Origin of the sequence: Pseudomonas sp. Choline-02u-1, from assembly GCF_002836515.1 — a bacterium.
In the GTDB taxonomy this organism is placed as follows: Bacteria; Pseudomonadota; Gammaproteobacteria; order Pseudomonadales; family Pseudomonadaceae; genus Aquipseudomonas.
Genome location: NZ_PJBC01000059.1, coordinates 183,684 through 199,813 on the forward strand (window position 1 = coordinate 183,684; position 16,130 = coordinate 199,813).

Genomic DNA, 16,130 nt, shown 5'->3' on the forward strand with positions numbered 1-16,130 from the left:
ACCTGCAAGCGGCCCCGCGTTACGTCACCTGCACCAACTTCACGTCCGTTTCAAGCATTTGGATCAGTGTGCGCAGGTATTTGAACCCCTGATCTTTCTTCTCCCAACGATCGACGAACAACAAGCCTTTGTCATTCACCTGGATCGGCGTGACAACAATGTCGCCGGTCTTGGATTTATGCACCAGGCGGGCTCCGCTCGAGCCTTCGTATTCGATCAGGAACAATCCGGGATGGGTCAATCTACTGCGGCTGACAGATGGCGCCGCGGCTGGTTTTTTCTTACCGGCGACGGCTACTTCCATGAGGAAATCGCTTCGCAGGCCGCGGTGATGGATACCGCGCTTTTCAGCCACGTCGGCGACGATTTGCCCTGTGCCGCGGTGGATATCTCTGGCGAGCTCAGTGGCGGTATCGCGTACATGGAGGCTGACGGCTGACAGGGTGTCTGCCAGGCCCGGCACGCCGAGATTGTAATTGGTGTGCGCACTGCCAATGAGCGCTACCCATTTGTGCGGCCCGTTCGCCAGTTGGTCGGCCTCGATCACCTGAGTTGCGAAATAGCTGAGCATCTCGTTTCGCGAAACAACTTCGTCCGAAAGTCCCTTGAGGTGGTAAGACGCTGTGCAATCGAGCGCTTTGATGCGGATATTGTATTTCGCCGCTGCCTGATAGACCTCAGTGTACGTATCGTTCCCCTCATAGGCTCGCATATGCCCGCGGTCTTGATGGCGCAGATAAGTTTTGAGCCTGTCCGGCATGCGCTGGGTCTGTAGAAAGATATTCAGATCGGCCTGATGCAAATCGGTCAATACATGCTCCACGTACAACGTGTCGTAACCGGCTTGCTTGAGTCCCTTCATGTGCTTCTTCAGCAGCGCTTTGCTCGAAACATCCCCATGAGCTTCGCCGATCACCAGGTTCAGGCGCCGCTCGGACAATTGCTGTAGAAAACCCTCGAACGAAGTATCGGACGTGAGCGATGGCAGGATCGGCGCTTCGGGAGGGGTGTAATCGGTAAACGTGTCTCGGGCCTTTTTCTCCAGGCGCTTGCGACTGTCAATGAAGGCGTCGTAGGCCACTTGCTCACTTGCGAGCACCGGGCGGTAGTGGGAATCCATGGAGTAGGGTTTATGCAGCATTCGGGCGATGTCGTCACGCAGTGACGGAGCAATGTCGTAGTCGCTGAAATGATCAACCACAGCGGCAGTTTCCGCTGGCTTCAAGACCGGTTGGGGTGCCTTGTACGCGGTCGGTGTCTGTACAAGGTAATCGCCCTTGGCCGCCGCATCCCCGGCGATTGAACCTGGTGAATCCAGTCCGACACGTTGGGGCTGGTACAGGTCGATGTCTTCAACCCGCACGGCAATGGCATCGTGCAGGTCGGCCAGGCCAGGCGTGTTATCGAAGGTGCTCATGCGTGTCTGTTCGGTGAGGGCGATCCAGCGTTCCTCGGTTACTTCAGCGCTGTCGGCGGACAGTGTCTTGTGCGAGTAGAAATTTCTGATGCTGTTGCTTCGTGGGGTCAGTGGCGAGAGGTCGGCCAGTACCATGGCGTGTTCCAGTTGATAACTGGTCGAGGCGTCCAGTGCATGAATCGTCAAGCCCTTTTCCCGGGCTGTGCGCACCAGTGCCAGATACGAGTATGACGCGTCCTTCTCGTGGCCCAGCGCGCGGTCAACCGCTTTGAGATGGGTTTTGATGTGCTTCCATGTCCCACCCTTGTTCATCTTTTCCAGCTTGGGGTAAAACACATCCCCCGCCAGATACTCGACATAAAGGCGCTTGAAACCGCTTGCAACGAGCTCGTCGACATGGTCGATCAGCAGTTGTTTACTGGCAATAGAGCCTGGCTGGGCGCCGATCACCAGGTTTTTCCCTTTGAGGGCGTCGCTGGCGATCAACTGTGCAATTGAAGTATCGGCAGCAACGGCCGGGACTTCGGCCCGAGCGGGCAGGGGGGCGAGTTCGGCGAAATGACGTGTGGCATCGGTGGTGAGTTTTTCGACCTGTAACAGGTAGGCGGTGCGTGTCGAGGCGAGTTCCTCGGCCGCACCGAACAAGATCACGTGGGGATTGGTACCCATGTAGTCCTGGCTGCGCAGGATGATGTTTTCCCGGTTTTGCGGATTCATCACTGTTTCGACGCGCTGGCGATACTTGTCCGCCACGCCATAATCCTTGTGCGGGCCAGGAGTCTCGGGCACGGCATCGTACTTTGGCGCGCCGCCGGTCATTCCGCTGCGCACCATCATGCCCTTTGCGTTGGGCACCACCAGGATGCCGGTCGAAACGAGGTCAGGGGAGTTCGGCTTTGGTATATAAAGCAAATGGCGTCCGAGTGCGTCGGGATTTTTCCCCGTGTAGTAAAGCTGACTTCTGAAAACCACCACACGCATGTCGTTCCACTCGGGTTGGGGCTCGACCTGATTGATCAGCGTCACCACGTTCTGCTGTTCGTTGCTGGCGGTGGCGATTGCTTGGCGCAACGGCCGATGCACGGGTTTGAGTGAACGCAGGGCGGGGCGCAAATCGGTCAGTACCGCGCCGGTGCTGTTGAACAGATAACCGAGCAAATGCTGGAAGGCTTCGCCATGCTCACCCTGACGATAAGCGTGCAGCGCGAGCATGGCGTCCTTGAAGGCCAGTAGCAGACCGGTGCTCAGGCTCAACAGCGGAAAGGGCGCAGTGGCAACGGCGGCGATCCATTCCACCGTTGTCCAGATCAGGCCAGCGATCATTTCGGCGCGACTGCTGGTAGTGGCATCGACGTTGTCGATCCGCCGTTGCAGCTTCATGTTGTAAAGCGCCGAGCGCAGATCGCTGACGGCAGCGGTGGCCGGTGTTGAATCGTAGCGTGCCGGGCTGGGCGTCGTTTTATTGAGGTTTTCGGGGAGCTGTTTTTTAGCGTTCTCAAGGAACGTCCGTACGCGCGTCTGTGCACTCACGCCAACCCGAGACGTGAGGTATTCGATCATGCCGGCCTGCTGCTGAAGCAAATAGTTGAACAGGCGTGCTTCGCGAAACCTGACACCGTCGGGCGCGTCCGGGGTATACAGCAGAACCGGGTCATCGGCATGGCTGAACAGCCACGCATCCATCACCCATTCGCCGTCGATCATCAAGCGATGAATCGGGTATTGCGTGCGAGTGGTGCCAGCGCTTTCGTCCATGCTGGTGATGCTCTGCTCCAGCCATTGCAGATCGCTGCTGGCGATATGGCCTTGCAGTTGAGATTCCAGCGCGGCGCTTTTCATCTGGCGCTGAGTGATCGCCAATGTCGCATTGCGCCTGAACTCATAGCCTTCGCTCGTCGAACTTTGCAGATCACTCTTGACCTTGTTGGTATAACGTTGGCCGATCCACACGCCCGTGACCGAGCGTGCAACGTTCTGTGCGGTGAGGCTGCTGACGTCGATGCCTGGCGGGCCTTTGAAACGGGCCGAGCGGGAGAATTTCTCATCGAGAAAACCGACGCCGTCGGCATAGCCGTCGCGGTACAGCTGGGTGTACGACAGCGGTTTGGGGGTCAATGAGGGCACGATGGACATTGGCGCATATGCCCAGACGGTATCCGGGTCGACATCGTTGGCCGGGCGCTTGAGCAGACGATTCAGACTGATTTTGGCTTGCTCGTGTACGTAGTCGTCAAATGACGGAAAATGACTGCCGGACAAGGCGTGCCGGTTGAATGCACGCAACGCGCCTTCGGCATCTTCGCTCAGGGTCGACAGTTTTCGACGATTGGCAGCAGTGGTCGAGCGATACCACAGGGGCGTGCTCCAGTCATAGTCGTCAACGCGCGTAGCCAGCACGTGTTCGGCCATCGCTTTCAGGCAAGCGAGATGGTCGCCACAGTTATCAAAGGTCACCTTTCGGTGCTCCAGCGCGTCAGGCTTGAAGCTCAGGCCCGCCAGTACTTTGTGTAGCGTTGGGCGAAAGCGCATTGGTGCGCGGTTGATCAGGTAACCGGCCATGCTGTCGGCGGTGTCGCTATGCTTCGCCCAGCCCAATAGGTGGGTCTGGCATTCACGTTCACTGTCGAAGGCCTGAAACTGTTGCTCGCGTGGGGCTTGTGGCGTGCACAGCAAGATGCGCTTGATGGTGCCGCTGGCATCGCTCTGACGCAGTACCCACAAATCCTGCAATTGTGCGCCGTGCAGCGACAGGGTCGCGGCGCGCAGCTGCGGATCGCCGCCACTGCGCAAGCGCTGGATCAGTGGCAAATCACTGACGAGCAGGTGACCTTGCAGTACAGCCGTATGGGCGAGGGCGAGGATGCGTTGATCGAGCATTCGCTCAAGGGCGGGTTTGATGGCGGCGCCGGCGTGCATCTCTTTTTGCAGGTGATTGAAGTCGACGCGGGGCTCCAGGCTTATGGCCTGTTTGACCAGCCATGCCGGTGTCAGGTCAGCATGACTTTCCGGCAAGCGCGCGCCGTCATACGTCAGAGTGGTGTGGCTGAGGAATTGCGAACCCGGCAATTCATCACCCGTGTGTGGGCCGCGCAAGGACAGCTCGAGCAGATTGTATTGATGTATATAAACGCCATAGCCCGGCACTCGGCGGTCAGTGCTGATCTGCAGTTTTTCCGGTTCGAGATCGTCAATTTCCAGATCATCGCTCAGGCGTTCCAGCCATTGCTGGCGCGCCAGCGCCTCCAGAGTGCCCACCGGTCCCATCAGATCGAGCAAGTGTTGCCGCGCCTGCTGATAGTTGCTCAAGTGCTCGGCCAGTTCGGTTTGCCGTGCCGTGCTGGCGCTGCGGTACCAATCCGGTGCGCTGTAGCGAAGGTGGCGTTCGAACAAGGTTTGTGCGCGTAGCTCCAGGCGCCGCGTCAGATCCGGCAGGGCAGCGGCGATCGCCTTTTCAAGCGCTGCGAGCAATAGCGTTGGGTCTTGCTGTGGGTTGTCGGCGAAGCTCAAGGCGCGCTCGATATCCTGCGTGCGCTTTTCAATCAATGCGTCGTAGGTATATTCGAACAACGGTTTGCTGTCGATTGGCGCGAGCGACAGCGGCCAGATTCCTGCGGCACCGACATCGTGGTAGCCCGTCGGCAGTAATCGCATGAACTCGTCGTGGCCGCTGCGCGATGTCAGCGACGTGCGCAGGTGGCTGTCCAGATCGGCCAGAGAATCGAAGAGCTCAAGGCCTCGTGCCGGGGTGAACAGTACGGCGTAGCCGACGCTCTGGTCTGTCGACAGACCGATGACCCGCGGGCTGTCCTTTTCCGTAACGACAAACGCGCCGGCCAGGTCGACCGTGGTGCTCTGATAGCTGAATTGCAGTGCATGAATGGCAGGACGCAGCATCGGTCCCAGATCGAGTTTATTCAGCAGTTCGCCGGCTTGCGGATGGAGCAGGCGATCACTGACGGCTTGCCGCGCTTCGTGGCCGATGGCGGTGAATCCGGCATCGTAGTTCAGGAAGGTTTTCGCCGGTTTGCCGTCGATCTGGTCGCGCAGGTTCATGTTGATCAGTTGGGTGTTGAGGCGGATCTTCAGCGTCGCGATGAGCTTTTTGCCTGCGACGCTTTGCAGGTCGCTGGTTTCCAGCGTCTGGTAGAGCGCGCGGCTGCGTTGCAGGTAGCCGGTGCGGTAGGTTATCAGCTGCTCGTTGAGCTTTTTCAGGTAGGCCTGTTCGGTGCTCGGTGGGTGTTCGGGCAGTAAGGGATCGGGTGTCTGGAACAGGTAGTTGCCGATCTGGTTGAGATCACTTCTGATCTCGTCGGGGGTGGGGGCTGTGGGCGTGCTCATGGGCACTTTCTCCAGGCTGGGGATGAGGGTCCAGCATGGCGATGAGGGTGTTTTGCGGGGTGGTATATATGTAGCGTTTTTTGGCGAAGACCTCGTTGCGAGGAGAACGAGCCCCCTCGCGAAGAGGCCCGTCGTGACACTTGAAATCAAGCTTGCGTGCTGATCTCCCGACGACTCGCCAAGCGCCCGATTGCTTCACTCAGACTCGCTGCCTTGTCTCCGACCAGCAAATGCCATACCCCGCCCTGCAGTTGGCTGACGCCCAGACAACCCAGCGCGTTGAGCTGCGTCTCGGACAACGCCTCACCATCGGCCAGTTGCAGACGAATCCGGGTCAGCGCGATGCAATCGAGCTGCAGCACATTGTCGCCACCGCCTAACGCTTTCAGCCATTGCTGCGCCTCAGCACTGGCGATTGCCAACGATTTCGGCTCATCGATAACCGCCGTCGGCGAGGTGATCGGGGCACGACCCAAGGTCGGCAAGGCCTGGCGAATTTCATCGGCAATGCTGTCGGCCAGCGGCCCGACCACCACCTGCAAACTGCCGCCCTTGCCGGGGCGAACCACGGCCATCGCGCCGAGTGCTTTCAACTCGCTGTCCAGCGCCTTGTTGCGATCGACCATTTCCAGGCGCAACCGTGTCGTGCAAGCGCCCACCGTCAGCAGATTTTCGGCGCCGCCCAAAGCCTTGATATAGGCACTGGCGCGCTCGTTCTCGGTGAGTACGGCTTGCTCGGCGACCGCCACATCCTCGCGCCCCGGTGTTTTCAGATTGAAACGACGGATGCAGAAATCGAAAACGCAGTAATAGATGACCGCATAAGCCAGCCCGACTGGAATCACCAGCCAGCCATTGGTCGAGCGACCCCAGCCGAGAATCATGTCGATAAAGCCACCGGAGAAAGTGAAGCCGAGGTGGACGTTCAAGCCATTGGTGATCGCCATCGACAAGCCGGTCAGCAACGCGTGCAGGAGGAACAACAGCGGTGCGAGGAACATGAAAGCGAATTCGATCGGCTCGGTCACCCCGGTCAGGAATGAGGTCAGCGCCATCGACAGGAAAATCCCGCCCATCACTTTGCGCCGCTCCGGCAGGGCGTTGCGGTACATCGCCAGGCACGCCGCCGGCAGGCCGAAGATCATCATCGGGAACATCCCGGTCATGAACTGGCCGCCCTTCGGGTCGCCGGCGAAATAACGCGACAGATCGCCGGTCACCAGTGCGCCGGTGGTCGGATCAGTGAAGTTGCCGAACACGAACCACGCCATGTTGTTGAGGATATGGTGCAGACCAGTAACGATCAGCAAACGGTTGAACACGCCGAAGACGAAGGCGCCGATGCTGCCGCTTTCCATCATCAGCGCGCCGAAAGCGTTGATGCCCTGCTGGATTGGCGGCCAGATATAGCCGAACACCACGCCCAGGCCGACCGCCGCAAACCCGGTGACAATCGGCACAAAACGGCGGCCACCGAAGAACGCCAGATACTCCGGCAGCTTGATGTCCTTGAAGCGGTTGTACAGCGCGCCGGCCAACAGGCCGCTGACGATCCCGGCGAGCATGCCCATGTTGATGGTCGAATCGAGGACCTTCAGGGTCGAGATCATCACCAGATATCCGATCACCCCGGCCAGACCGGCGGTGCCGTTGTTGTCCCGGGCGAAACCGACGGCGATACCGATGGCAAAAATCATCGCCAGATTGGCGAAGATCACCTGTCCAGCATCGTGAATGATCGCGATGTTCAACAGGTCAGTGTCGCCCAGGCGCAGCAGCAGGCCGGCAATCGGCAGGATTGCGATGGGCAGCATCAGTGCGCGGCCCAGGCGTTGCAAGCCTTCGATGAAGAGTTGATACATGGTGGTTCTCCTGCTCTTTAACGAGAGCTTGTTGTTAGGGCAACGGCCAGTGCTGACGGCAGGCATGACGCACGGCGGCGGCGCTGGACAGCTTGAGCAGGTCGCGGCTCAGGCGCTGACATTCGGCTTCGTGCAATTGGCGCACGCGATCCTTGATCTCACCGATCTGCACCGGGCTTACCGACAGCTCGGTGACGCCGAGGCCGATCAGCACCGGCGTCGCCAGCGGATCGGAGGCGAGGGCGCCGCAGACGCCGACCCAGCGCTTGTGCACCGCCGCGCCTTCGCACGTCATGGCGATCAGCCGAAGCAATGCCGGGTGCAGGGCATCGACCCGTGCCGCCAGCCCGGCATGGTCGCGGTCCATGGCCAGGGTGTATTGCGACAGATCGTTGGTGCCGATCGAGAGAAAGTCGGCGTGTTCGGCCAGTTGTTCGGCTTGCAGCGCGGCGGCGGGGACTTCGATCATCACGCCGATTTCCGGGCGCTCAGTGATGTTCAGTTCCACGCACAATGCATCGACTTGCTGACGAATCTGCAGCAGCTCATCCACTTCGGTGACCATCGGCAGGAGGACCCGGCAGCGGCGCAACGGGCGAACCTGTAGCAGTGCACGAAGTTGCCGGTCGAGGATTTCCGGGCGCGCCTGCGCCAGACGAATGCCGCGCAGACCAAGCACCGGGTTGGCTTCGGCAGGCAGCGGCAAATACTCGAGTTGCTTGTCGCCGCCGACGTCGATGGTGCGGATGATTACCGACCTGTCGCCCATGTTGTCGAGAACCGCTTGGTAGCTGCTGCGCTGTTCTTCGACATCCGGGGCAGTTTGCCGATCGACGAAGAGAAACTCGGTGCGCAACAGGCCGACGCCATCGGCACCGTTGGCAAAGGCATCTGCCGCTTCGCTGCTGGAGGCAACATTGGCGGCCACTTCGATGTGCACGCCATTGCGGGTTTCGGCGGGCAAATGCGCTTTGGCGTGTTGGCTGTCGCGGCGCTGCTGGCGCTCGACTTGCGCCTGTTGCACGTCGGCCAGACGTTGCGCATTCGGCGTCAGCTCAAGACGACCGCCGTCCGCGTCGAGCACGACGGCCTGATCTTGCGGTTGTTCGAGCAATAGCGCGCCCAAAGCGACGATGCACGGCAGGCCTTTGCCGCGAGCCAGGATTGCTACATGCGAGGTCGCGCCGCCCTCGGCCATGCACAACCCGGCGACACCTTGCGCGCTCAGTTGCAGCAGATCCGATGGCGTCAGTTCCTGCGCGGCGACGATGGCGCCGGCCGGCACCTGGTATTGCCACGCCTCGCCGAGCAACGCGCGCAGGACGCGTTGCCTGAGGTCGCGCAAATCGTTGGCGCGCTCGGCCAGCAGCGGACTGCCGGTGCCTTGGAGCATGTCGCACTGCGCCTCGATCGACCGACTCCAGGCGTGCGTCGCTGCAGTGCCGTGCTCGATGAAATGCTGCGCCGCGTCAAGCAGGGCGGGGTCTTCGAGCAGCGCTATGTGCGCGGCGAAGATCGCTTCTTCGTCGGCGCTTTTGTGCTTTTTCGCCTGGGCGAGGGTGGCGGCGATTTCGCTGCGCACTGCGTTCAATGCCGTTTCAAGAATCTGCTGCTGTTGCACGGGATCGTGATTGCCCGCATCCGCCGGCAAGGTGATCGCGTTCAAGTGAAACAACGGCCCGGCGACCAGCCCCGGCGCCGCGCAAACGCCGTGCAGTACGCCGGTCTCGGCCGGGCGTTTCAGCGCCGCAGTGCTGACCGGCGCTTGCGCGTGATGATCCTCCGGCAGTGCGGTGGCCAGTGCGCTGAGCAAGGCTTGCAGCGCGGCATCGGCGTCCGGCCCCTGACAACTGACCTGCACCTCATCCTGCTCACCAATGGCCAGCCCCATCAAACCGATCAGGCTGTTGCACGGCGCCGATTTGCCGTTGAAGTGCAGCTGTGAATGGCTGTTGAAACCCTGCGCGGTCTGTCGGATCAGTGCAGCCGGGCGCGCATGCAAGCCGCCGCGATGAGCGACGCGCACCTGGCCACGAGCCTCGGGCCCACCGGTCATATCGGTATTCGCCGCCACCACATTGCGCGCGATGACGTGCAGCAACGGCTCGCCGACTTTCACCGCTTTGAGGGTAATCGGCCGCACTTGAAAATCCGCGCTGTTGGTCAGGATCAACAGGCTGACCAAGCTTTTGCAGTGCTGGCCGACCTTGTCCAGGTCATAACGCAGCAGCGGCTGACCGAGGCTGACGCGATCGCTTTCCCTGACCAGCATGGCGAAACCTTCGCCATTGAGCTCAACGGTATCAAGGCCCAAATGCAAAAGGATTTCCGCGCCGTTGTCGGCGCGCACGGTCACCGCGTGGCTGCTGCGCGCGACGTGGATGACCACGCCGGCGCAGGGCGAATACAGCGTGTCGTTGAGCGGGTCGATGGCGATGCCGTCGCCCATCGCGCCACTGGCGAACACCGCGTCCGGGACGTTGGCGAGCGTCAGTACCGGGCCGCTGAGCGGGGCGCTGAGGGTCAGCTCTTTATTGTTGTCGGGCATGGCTGGGTCTCATCAGTAATTTCGCTGATCCTTGTAGGAGCTGCCGAAGGCTGCGATCTTTTGATCTTGTTTTTTGTGAATCAAAATCAAAAGATCGCAGCCTTCGGCAGCTCCTACATAGAGTTACGTCCTTCGCCGCTATCAATGCGTGCGGGTCACTTTGCTCAGATGGCGCGGCTGATCCGGGTCCATGCCCCGCGCTACAGCCAGGCCTGCGGCCATCACGTAGAAACTCTGGATCGCCAGAATCGGGTCGAGGGCCGGGTGTTCGGCGCGGGTCAGGGTCAGGTCGCGTTCGCTGACGTCATCCGGCGCGGCGAGCAAGACCCGGGCGCCGCGTTGGCGCATGTCCGCCGCCAGGCTCAGCAGGCCGGGCTGTTCCGCGCCGCGAGGAGCGAAGATCAGCAGCGGATAGTGTTCGTCGATCAGTGCCATCGGGCCGTGACGGACTTCGGCGCTGCTGAACGCTTCGGCCTGAATCGCCGAGGTTTCCTTGAACTTCAGCGCCGCTTCCTGGGCAATCGCGAAACCGGCGCCACGGCCGATCACCATCAGGCGTTCACAATCGCGCAGCGCTTCGATGGCCACGCTCCAGTCCTGTTTCGCCGCTTCGCGCAGGCCTTCTGGCAGCGCATCGTGGGCTTGCAGCAATTCGCTGTCCTCTTTCCAGTGCGCGATCAAACGCGCGCTGGCGCTGAGGGTGGCGATAAAACTCTTGGTCGCGGCGACGCTACTTTCAGTCCCGGCGAGCAGTGGCACGCTGAATTCACACGCCGCTTCCAGTGGCGAATCGGCGGCGTTGACCATCGACACGCTGAGCGCGCCACGTTTGCGCAACAGGCGCAGGCTGTTGACCAGATCCGGGCTCTGCCCCGACTGCGAAAACGCAAAGGCGACCTGACCGCTGACCTTCAATGGCGCCTGCTGCATGGTCACCACCGACATCGGCAACGAGGCCACGGGCACGCCCAGTTGCTGCATCGTCAGGTAGGCGAAGTAGCTCGCCGCGTGGTCGGAGCTGCCACGGGCGACGGTCATCGCCACTTGCGGCGGCTGCCGGCGCAGGCGCCCGGCGATCTCGATCATCGGCGCGTCGAGCTGTTGCAGTTGCGCTTGCACGGCTTCGAACGAGGACAGCGCCTCTTCAAGCATTTTTGAAGTCAATGTCTTCTCCTTCGACCATGACGGCGGTCAGTGTGAGTGAGCGATCGAGCCGTACGCAGTCGGCCCAGGCGCCGGGGGCAAGGCGCCCGCGTTCGGTAATGCCGAGGTAGTCGGCGGGAAATTGCGACAGACGCTGCGAGGCTTCGCTGATCGGCAAACCGATCTTGACCAGATTGCGCAGGGCCTGATCCATGGTCAGGGTGCTGCCGGCCAGCGTGCCGTCGGGCAGCCGCACGCCGCCCAGGCATTTGGTCACGGTGTGGCTGCCGAGCTTGTATTCACCGTCGGGCATGCCGGCGGCGGCGGTCGAATCGGTGACGCAATACAGGCAGGGGATCGAACGCAGGGCCACGCGAATGGCGCCGGGGTGCACGTGCAGCAGATCGGGAATCAGCTCGGCGTATTTGGCGTGGGCCAGTGCCGCGCCGACGATGCCCGGCTCGCGGTGATGCAGCGGGCTCATCGCGTTATACAGGTGAGTGAAACTGCTGGCGCCGGCAGCCAGCGCCGCGACGCCTTCCTCGTAGCTGCCGAGGGTGTGGCCGATCTGCATGCGAATGCCACGGCTGCTCAGCTCACGGATCAATGCGTCATGGCCGGCGATTTCCGGGGCGATCGTAATCACGCGGATCGGCGCCAGCGCCAGATATTCTTCGACTTCGGCCATCAACGCGGTGTGGGCGAAGTTCGGTTGTGCGCCGAGTTTGCCGGGGTTGATGTACGGGCCTTCAAGGTGCACGCCAAGCACTCGCGCGGCGCCTTGCGGACGCTGCTCGCAGAATTCGCCTACCTCTTTCAAGACCCTGGAAATCTCGGCGCTTGGCGCGGTCATGGTCGTGGCCAGCAGCGACGTCGTGCCAAAACGCACGTGGGTTTTGCTGATGGTTTCGAAGGCTTCGGCGCCTTCCATGATGTCTTTGCCGCCACCGCCATGCACATGCAGGTCGATGAAACCCGGCAGTAGATAGGGCAGAGCGTTATCAGCCGGATCGCAGGGAACGCCTTCGATCGACACGACCTTGCCGTGTTCGTGAATCAGCCGGCCGCGAACCCAGCCGCTGGCGGTGAGGATGTTGTCTTCGGACATTTTCGTTCTCGCTTGGGGCCGCGCTCAGCGGCGCAGCTCTGCTACAAAGTCGTAGTAGTCGTTGCGGCAATAGGTGTCGGTGACTTCGATCGGCGTGTTGTCTTCCAGATAGCCGACCCGGGTCATCAGCAGCATGGCGGTGCCGGGGGCGATGCCGACCAGCGCGGCGAATTCGTCCGAAGCATTGATCGCCTGAATGTGCTGCAAGGCGCGGACGATCGGTTTGCCGATGCCGTCGAGGTATTCGTAGAGCGAATCGCCCACCGCTTGTGGCTTGGGCATGATCGAGGCGGGCAGGGTGCTCATCTCGATGGCCATCACCGTGTCATCGGCTTTGCGCAGGCGCTTCATGCGCGCCACCTTGTCGTTCGGCGACAGGCCAAGACGGATCAGTTCTTCGTGGGTCGGCAGGCTGATTTCCCGCTCCAGCCATTTTGAACTCGGCACGAAACCTTTGAGGCGCAGCATCTCGCTGAAGCCGGAAAGACGCGACAGCGGTTGCTCCAGGCGGGGGGTGATGAACGTGCCGGAGCCTTGCAGGCGGCGGATCAGGCCTTGATCGAGCAAAACCTCCAAAGCCTTGCGCGCGGTAACACGGGAAATACCGAGCTGGTCGCTGAGGTTGCGTTCGGACGGCATCGCCTGTTCCGCCTTCCATTGCCCGGCGTGAATCGCCGCTTCCAGGTTGCGCGCCAGTTGCAAGTACAGCGGCGTCGGCTGGGAGTCGTCGGGACGTAGGGTTTGAAGGTCGTTCATGTAGGTCGTTTCCGTCGCGAGTATGGGATTTTTGTGGCTCGCTTGTGCGACGGAAGCTAATACCACTTGAATACCATGTCAACGCAGGTAAATGGCTTGTAACCCGCGAATATCGGGGCTTCAGGGGGTGGTGGTCTTAAGTGGTATTAGTGGTGGACGTTGAAAAGCAAAAGATCGCAGCCTTCGGCAGCTCCTACAGTGGGAAGTGGTATCAACCCTGTAGGAGCTGCCGACGGCTGCGATCTTTTGATTTATTTTTTTGCGCTGACCAGCGGTCGAGGTTACGGGCGAATCTCGATCATCGTGCCGTCCGGCACCAGATTCCACACTTCACGCATGTCGACGTTGCGCATGGCGATGCAGCCGTCGGTCCAGTCGAGGGTGTGAAACAGCTGTTCCGGATTGTCTTCCGAGTCCGGGGTGCCGTGGATCATGATCATCCCGCCGGGCTCGACCCCTTCACGGCGAGCGCGGGCGGCATCGCTGATGTTCGGGTAGGAGATGTGCATCGACAGGTTGAATTTCTCGCTGGTCTTGCGCCAGTCGATCCAATAGAAACCTTCCGGCGTGCGTTTGTCGCCCTCGATCAGTTTCGGCCCTTTCTTCGCGCCCTTGCCCAAGGAAATGCGATAGGTCTTCAGCGGCTTGCCGTCGGCAATCAACTGCAGTTGGTGGGCCGATTTCAGTACCAGGACTTTTTCGATCAGTGGCGTATTCGACGGCGTCACGGTGGTCACGAATGACGCTTGCGAAACGCTGACGAACGACAGGCAGAACAAGGCAAGCAACCAGCGCATTGAAACGATTCCCCAAGGAGTGACGCAATCAGGTTTTAGGTAGGAGCTGCCGAAGGCTGCGATCTTTTGATCTTCTAGCCAACAATGACCGGCTGCACCAGTGGCGGGATCGATTCCGAACGCACCGGGTAGTTCTCGATGCGCCGATCAGCGAAGAAGCATTCTAAGGTACGCCCGACCGTGCGGAAAGCCAGCTCGTCCCAAGGGATGTCGGCTTCGTCGAACAACTGCACTTCGAGGCTTTCGGGGCCGGCGGCAAACTCCAGATCGGCCAGTTCGGCGCGAAAGAACACATGCACCTGGCTGATGTGCGGCACGTCGATCAGCGTGTAGATGCTCAGGTTGCGCACCCGGGCGCAGGCTTCTTCGGCGGTTTCGCGGATGGCTGCCTGCTCGATGGTCTCGCCGTTTTCCATGAACCCGGCAGGCAGGGTCCAGTAACCGAGGCGCGGCTCGATGGCGCGGCGACAGAGCAGCACCTGGCGGCCCCAGGTCGGCACGCACCCGGCGACGATATTGGGATTCTGATAGTGAATGGTCTGACAGCTTTCGCAGACATATCGCAGCCGCGAATCGCCTTCGGGAATGCGCTGGGTGACCGGGTTACCGCAGTGGCTGCAAAATTTCATGCTGAGGTTCCTGAATGCTGCGCCTATCTTGGCGTGCAGCGGGGCCGGTCGGCAAGTTGTCGTTTCGCGACACGGCGGCTTTCAGGGGCTTGGGCGCTCGCTTTGATTGGTGCATGATGCGGAGCAAGGCACCGATCGAGAACACTCATGCTGGACGAGCTACTGCATAGGGTAAGCAACCACACACCGCGCACGCTGGAGACCGACGCACGTTTTCCCGAAGCCGCCGTGCTGGTACCGATCACCCGCAGTGACGAACCGGAACTGGTCCTGACGCTGCGCGCCAGCGGGCTTTCGACCCACGGCGGCGAAGTCGCCTTCCCCGGAGGTCGCCGCGACCCGGAAGATCCGGACCTCATATTCACCGCGCTGCGTGAAGCCGAAGAAGAAATCGGTTTGCCGCCGGGCCTGGTCGAAGTCATTGGCCCGCTCAGTCCACTGATTTCCCTGCACGGCATCAAGGTAACGCCGTATGTCGGGGTGATTCCAGACTTTGTCGAATACCAGCCAAATGATGCTGAAATCGCCGCCGTCTTCAGCGTTCCACTGGAATTCTTCCGCAAGGACCCGCGCGAGCACACCCATCGCATCGACTATCAGGGCCGCAGTTGGTACGTGCCGAGCTATCGCTTCGGCGAGTACAAGATCTGGGGCCTGACGGCAATCATGATCGTCGAGTTGATCAACCTGCTCTATGACGCCAGAATCAGCCTGCACCGACCGCCGAAAAGCTTTATCGATACCTGAGCCGTCGTTCGAACGGCCGTGAGCCCCGAGGAAAACAAGATGAAATACCGCCTGGGCGACGCCCGTGTCGACACCCATCCACAGAGCTGGGTCGCGCCCAATGCCGTGCTGGTGGGCAAGGTCCGCCTGGAAGAGGGCGCCAATGTCTGGTTCAACGCCGTATTGCGCGGCGATAACGAACTGATCCTCATCGGCAAGAACAGCAATGTGCAGGACGGTACGGTGATGCACACCGACATGGGCTATCCACTGACCATCGGTACCGGCGTGACCATCGGCCACAACGCGATGCTCCACGGCTGCACGGTCGGCGATTACAGCCTGATCGGCATCAACGCAGTGATTCTCAACGGCGCGAAGATCGGCAAGAACTGCATCATCGGCGCCAACTCGCTGATCGGCGAAGGCAAGGAAATTCCCGACGGTTCGCTGGTCATGGGCTCGCCGGGCAAGGTTGTGCGCGAACTGACCGAGGCGCAGAAAAAGATGCTTGAAGCCAGCGCCGCGCACTATGTGCATAACTCGCAGCGTTACGCCCGCGATCTGGTCGAGCAAGAACAATGACCGCTGTTGAACGACCAGTCGCCTCGCCGTGTGTGAATATCTGCGCGCTGGATGAGGACGATATTTGCACCGGCTGCCAGCGCACGGTCGCAGAGATCACCCGTTGGGGCCGCATGAGCAGTGACGAGCGCCGCGTGGTGCTGGGGTTGTGTCATGAGCGGGCGAAAGCGAGCGGGCTGGTTTGGATGACCCCCGGAAAATCCGGCGCCTGAATCACCGCT

Annotated in this window: 11 protein-coding genes; 3 read left to right on the forward strand and 8 right to left on the reverse strand. The window is 60.8% G+C overall.

What is annotated here, in order from left to right; translation table 11 throughout:
• Positions 1-19 precede the first annotated feature (19 nt).
• From CXF97_RS16170 to CXF97_RS16205, 8 genes are all read right to left on the reverse strand, one after another.
• Positions 20-5,755, reverse strand: coding sequence for a membrane-targeted effector domain-containing toxin (locus CXF97_RS16170; protein WP_101159345.1), 5,736 nt, complete (start codon positions 5,753-5,755; stop codon positions 20-22).
• 146 nt (positions 5,756-5,901) lie between these two features.
• Entirely contained in the window at positions 5,902-7,617 is a 1,716-nt protein-coding gene (gene nagE / locus CXF97_RS16175) for an N-acetylglucosamine-specific PTS transporter subunit IIBC (RefSeq protein ID WP_101159346.1), read from the reverse strand.
• A gap of 34 nt (positions 7,618-7,651) precedes the next feature.
• A complete protein-coding gene (ptsP, locus tag CXF97_RS16180) occupies positions 7,652-10,165 on the reverse strand; it encodes a phosphoenolpyruvate--protein phosphotransferase (protein WP_101159347.1) in 2,514 nt (837 codons plus the stop codon).
• Positions 10,166-10,306: 141 nt separating this feature from the next.
• Positions 10,307-11,329 carry an SIS domain-containing protein gene (locus tag CXF97_RS16185; RefSeq protein WP_101159348.1) on the reverse strand — a complete coding sequence of 341 codons (1,023 nt, stop codon included), beginning with the start codon at positions 11,327-11,329 and terminating at the stop codon, positions 10,307-10,309.
• The gene (gene nagA, locus CXF97_RS16190; protein WP_101159349.1) at positions 11,310-12,416 is read right to left on the reverse strand and encodes an N-acetylglucosamine-6-phosphate deacetylase; all 1,107 of its coding nucleotides are present in this window, start codon (positions 12,414-12,416) and stop codon (positions 11,310-11,312) included. Before nagA ends, CXF97_RS16185 begins: the two co-directional genes overlap by 20 nt.
• Positions 12,417-12,440: 24 nt before the next feature.
• Positions 12,441-13,172, reverse strand: coding sequence for a GntR family transcriptional regulator (locus CXF97_RS16195; protein ID WP_101159350.1), 732 nt, complete (start codon positions 13,170-13,172; stop codon positions 12,441-12,443).
• A 281-nt stretch (positions 13,173-13,453) separates the two neighbouring features.
• Positions 13,454-13,969, reverse strand: coding sequence for a murein L,D-transpeptidase family protein (locus tag CXF97_RS16200; protein WP_042606909.1), 516 nt, complete (start codon positions 13,967-13,969; stop codon positions 13,454-13,456).
• Positions 13,970-14,043: 74 nt separating this feature from the next.
• Positions 14,044-14,598 (reverse strand): NUDIX hydrolase, encoded by a 555-nt coding sequence (locus CXF97_RS16205; protein WP_101159351.1) that lies wholly within the window; start codon positions 14,596-14,598, stop codon positions 14,044-14,046.
• A 147-nt stretch (positions 14,599-14,745) separates the two neighbouring features.
• Here CXF97_RS16205 and CXF97_RS16210 point away from each other — a divergent pair, with 147 nt between their 5' ends.
• The 3 genes from CXF97_RS16210 to CXF97_RS16220 are packed head-to-tail and all read left to right on the forward strand — an operon-like array spanning position 14,746 to position 16,121.
• Entirely contained in the window at positions 14,746-15,345 is a 600-nt protein-coding gene (locus CXF97_RS16210; RefSeq protein WP_039759145.1) for a CoA pyrophosphatase, read from the forward strand.
• A 39-nt stretch (positions 15,346-15,384) separates the two neighbouring features.
• On the forward strand, positions 15,385-15,909 hold the full coding sequence (locus CXF97_RS16215; protein ID WP_101159352.1) for a gamma carbonic anhydrase family protein: 525 nt from the start codon (positions 15,385-15,387) through the stop codon (positions 15,907-15,909).
• Positions 15,906-16,121: a DUF1289 domain-containing protein gene (locus CXF97_RS16220; protein ID WP_101159353.1), complete on the forward strand. Its 216-nt coding sequence runs from the start codon at positions 15,906-15,908 to the stop codon at positions 16,119-16,121. The genes CXF97_RS16215 and CXF97_RS16220 overlap by 4 nt, the downstream gene beginning before the upstream one ends.
• Positions 16,122-16,130: the final 9 nt, after the last annotated feature.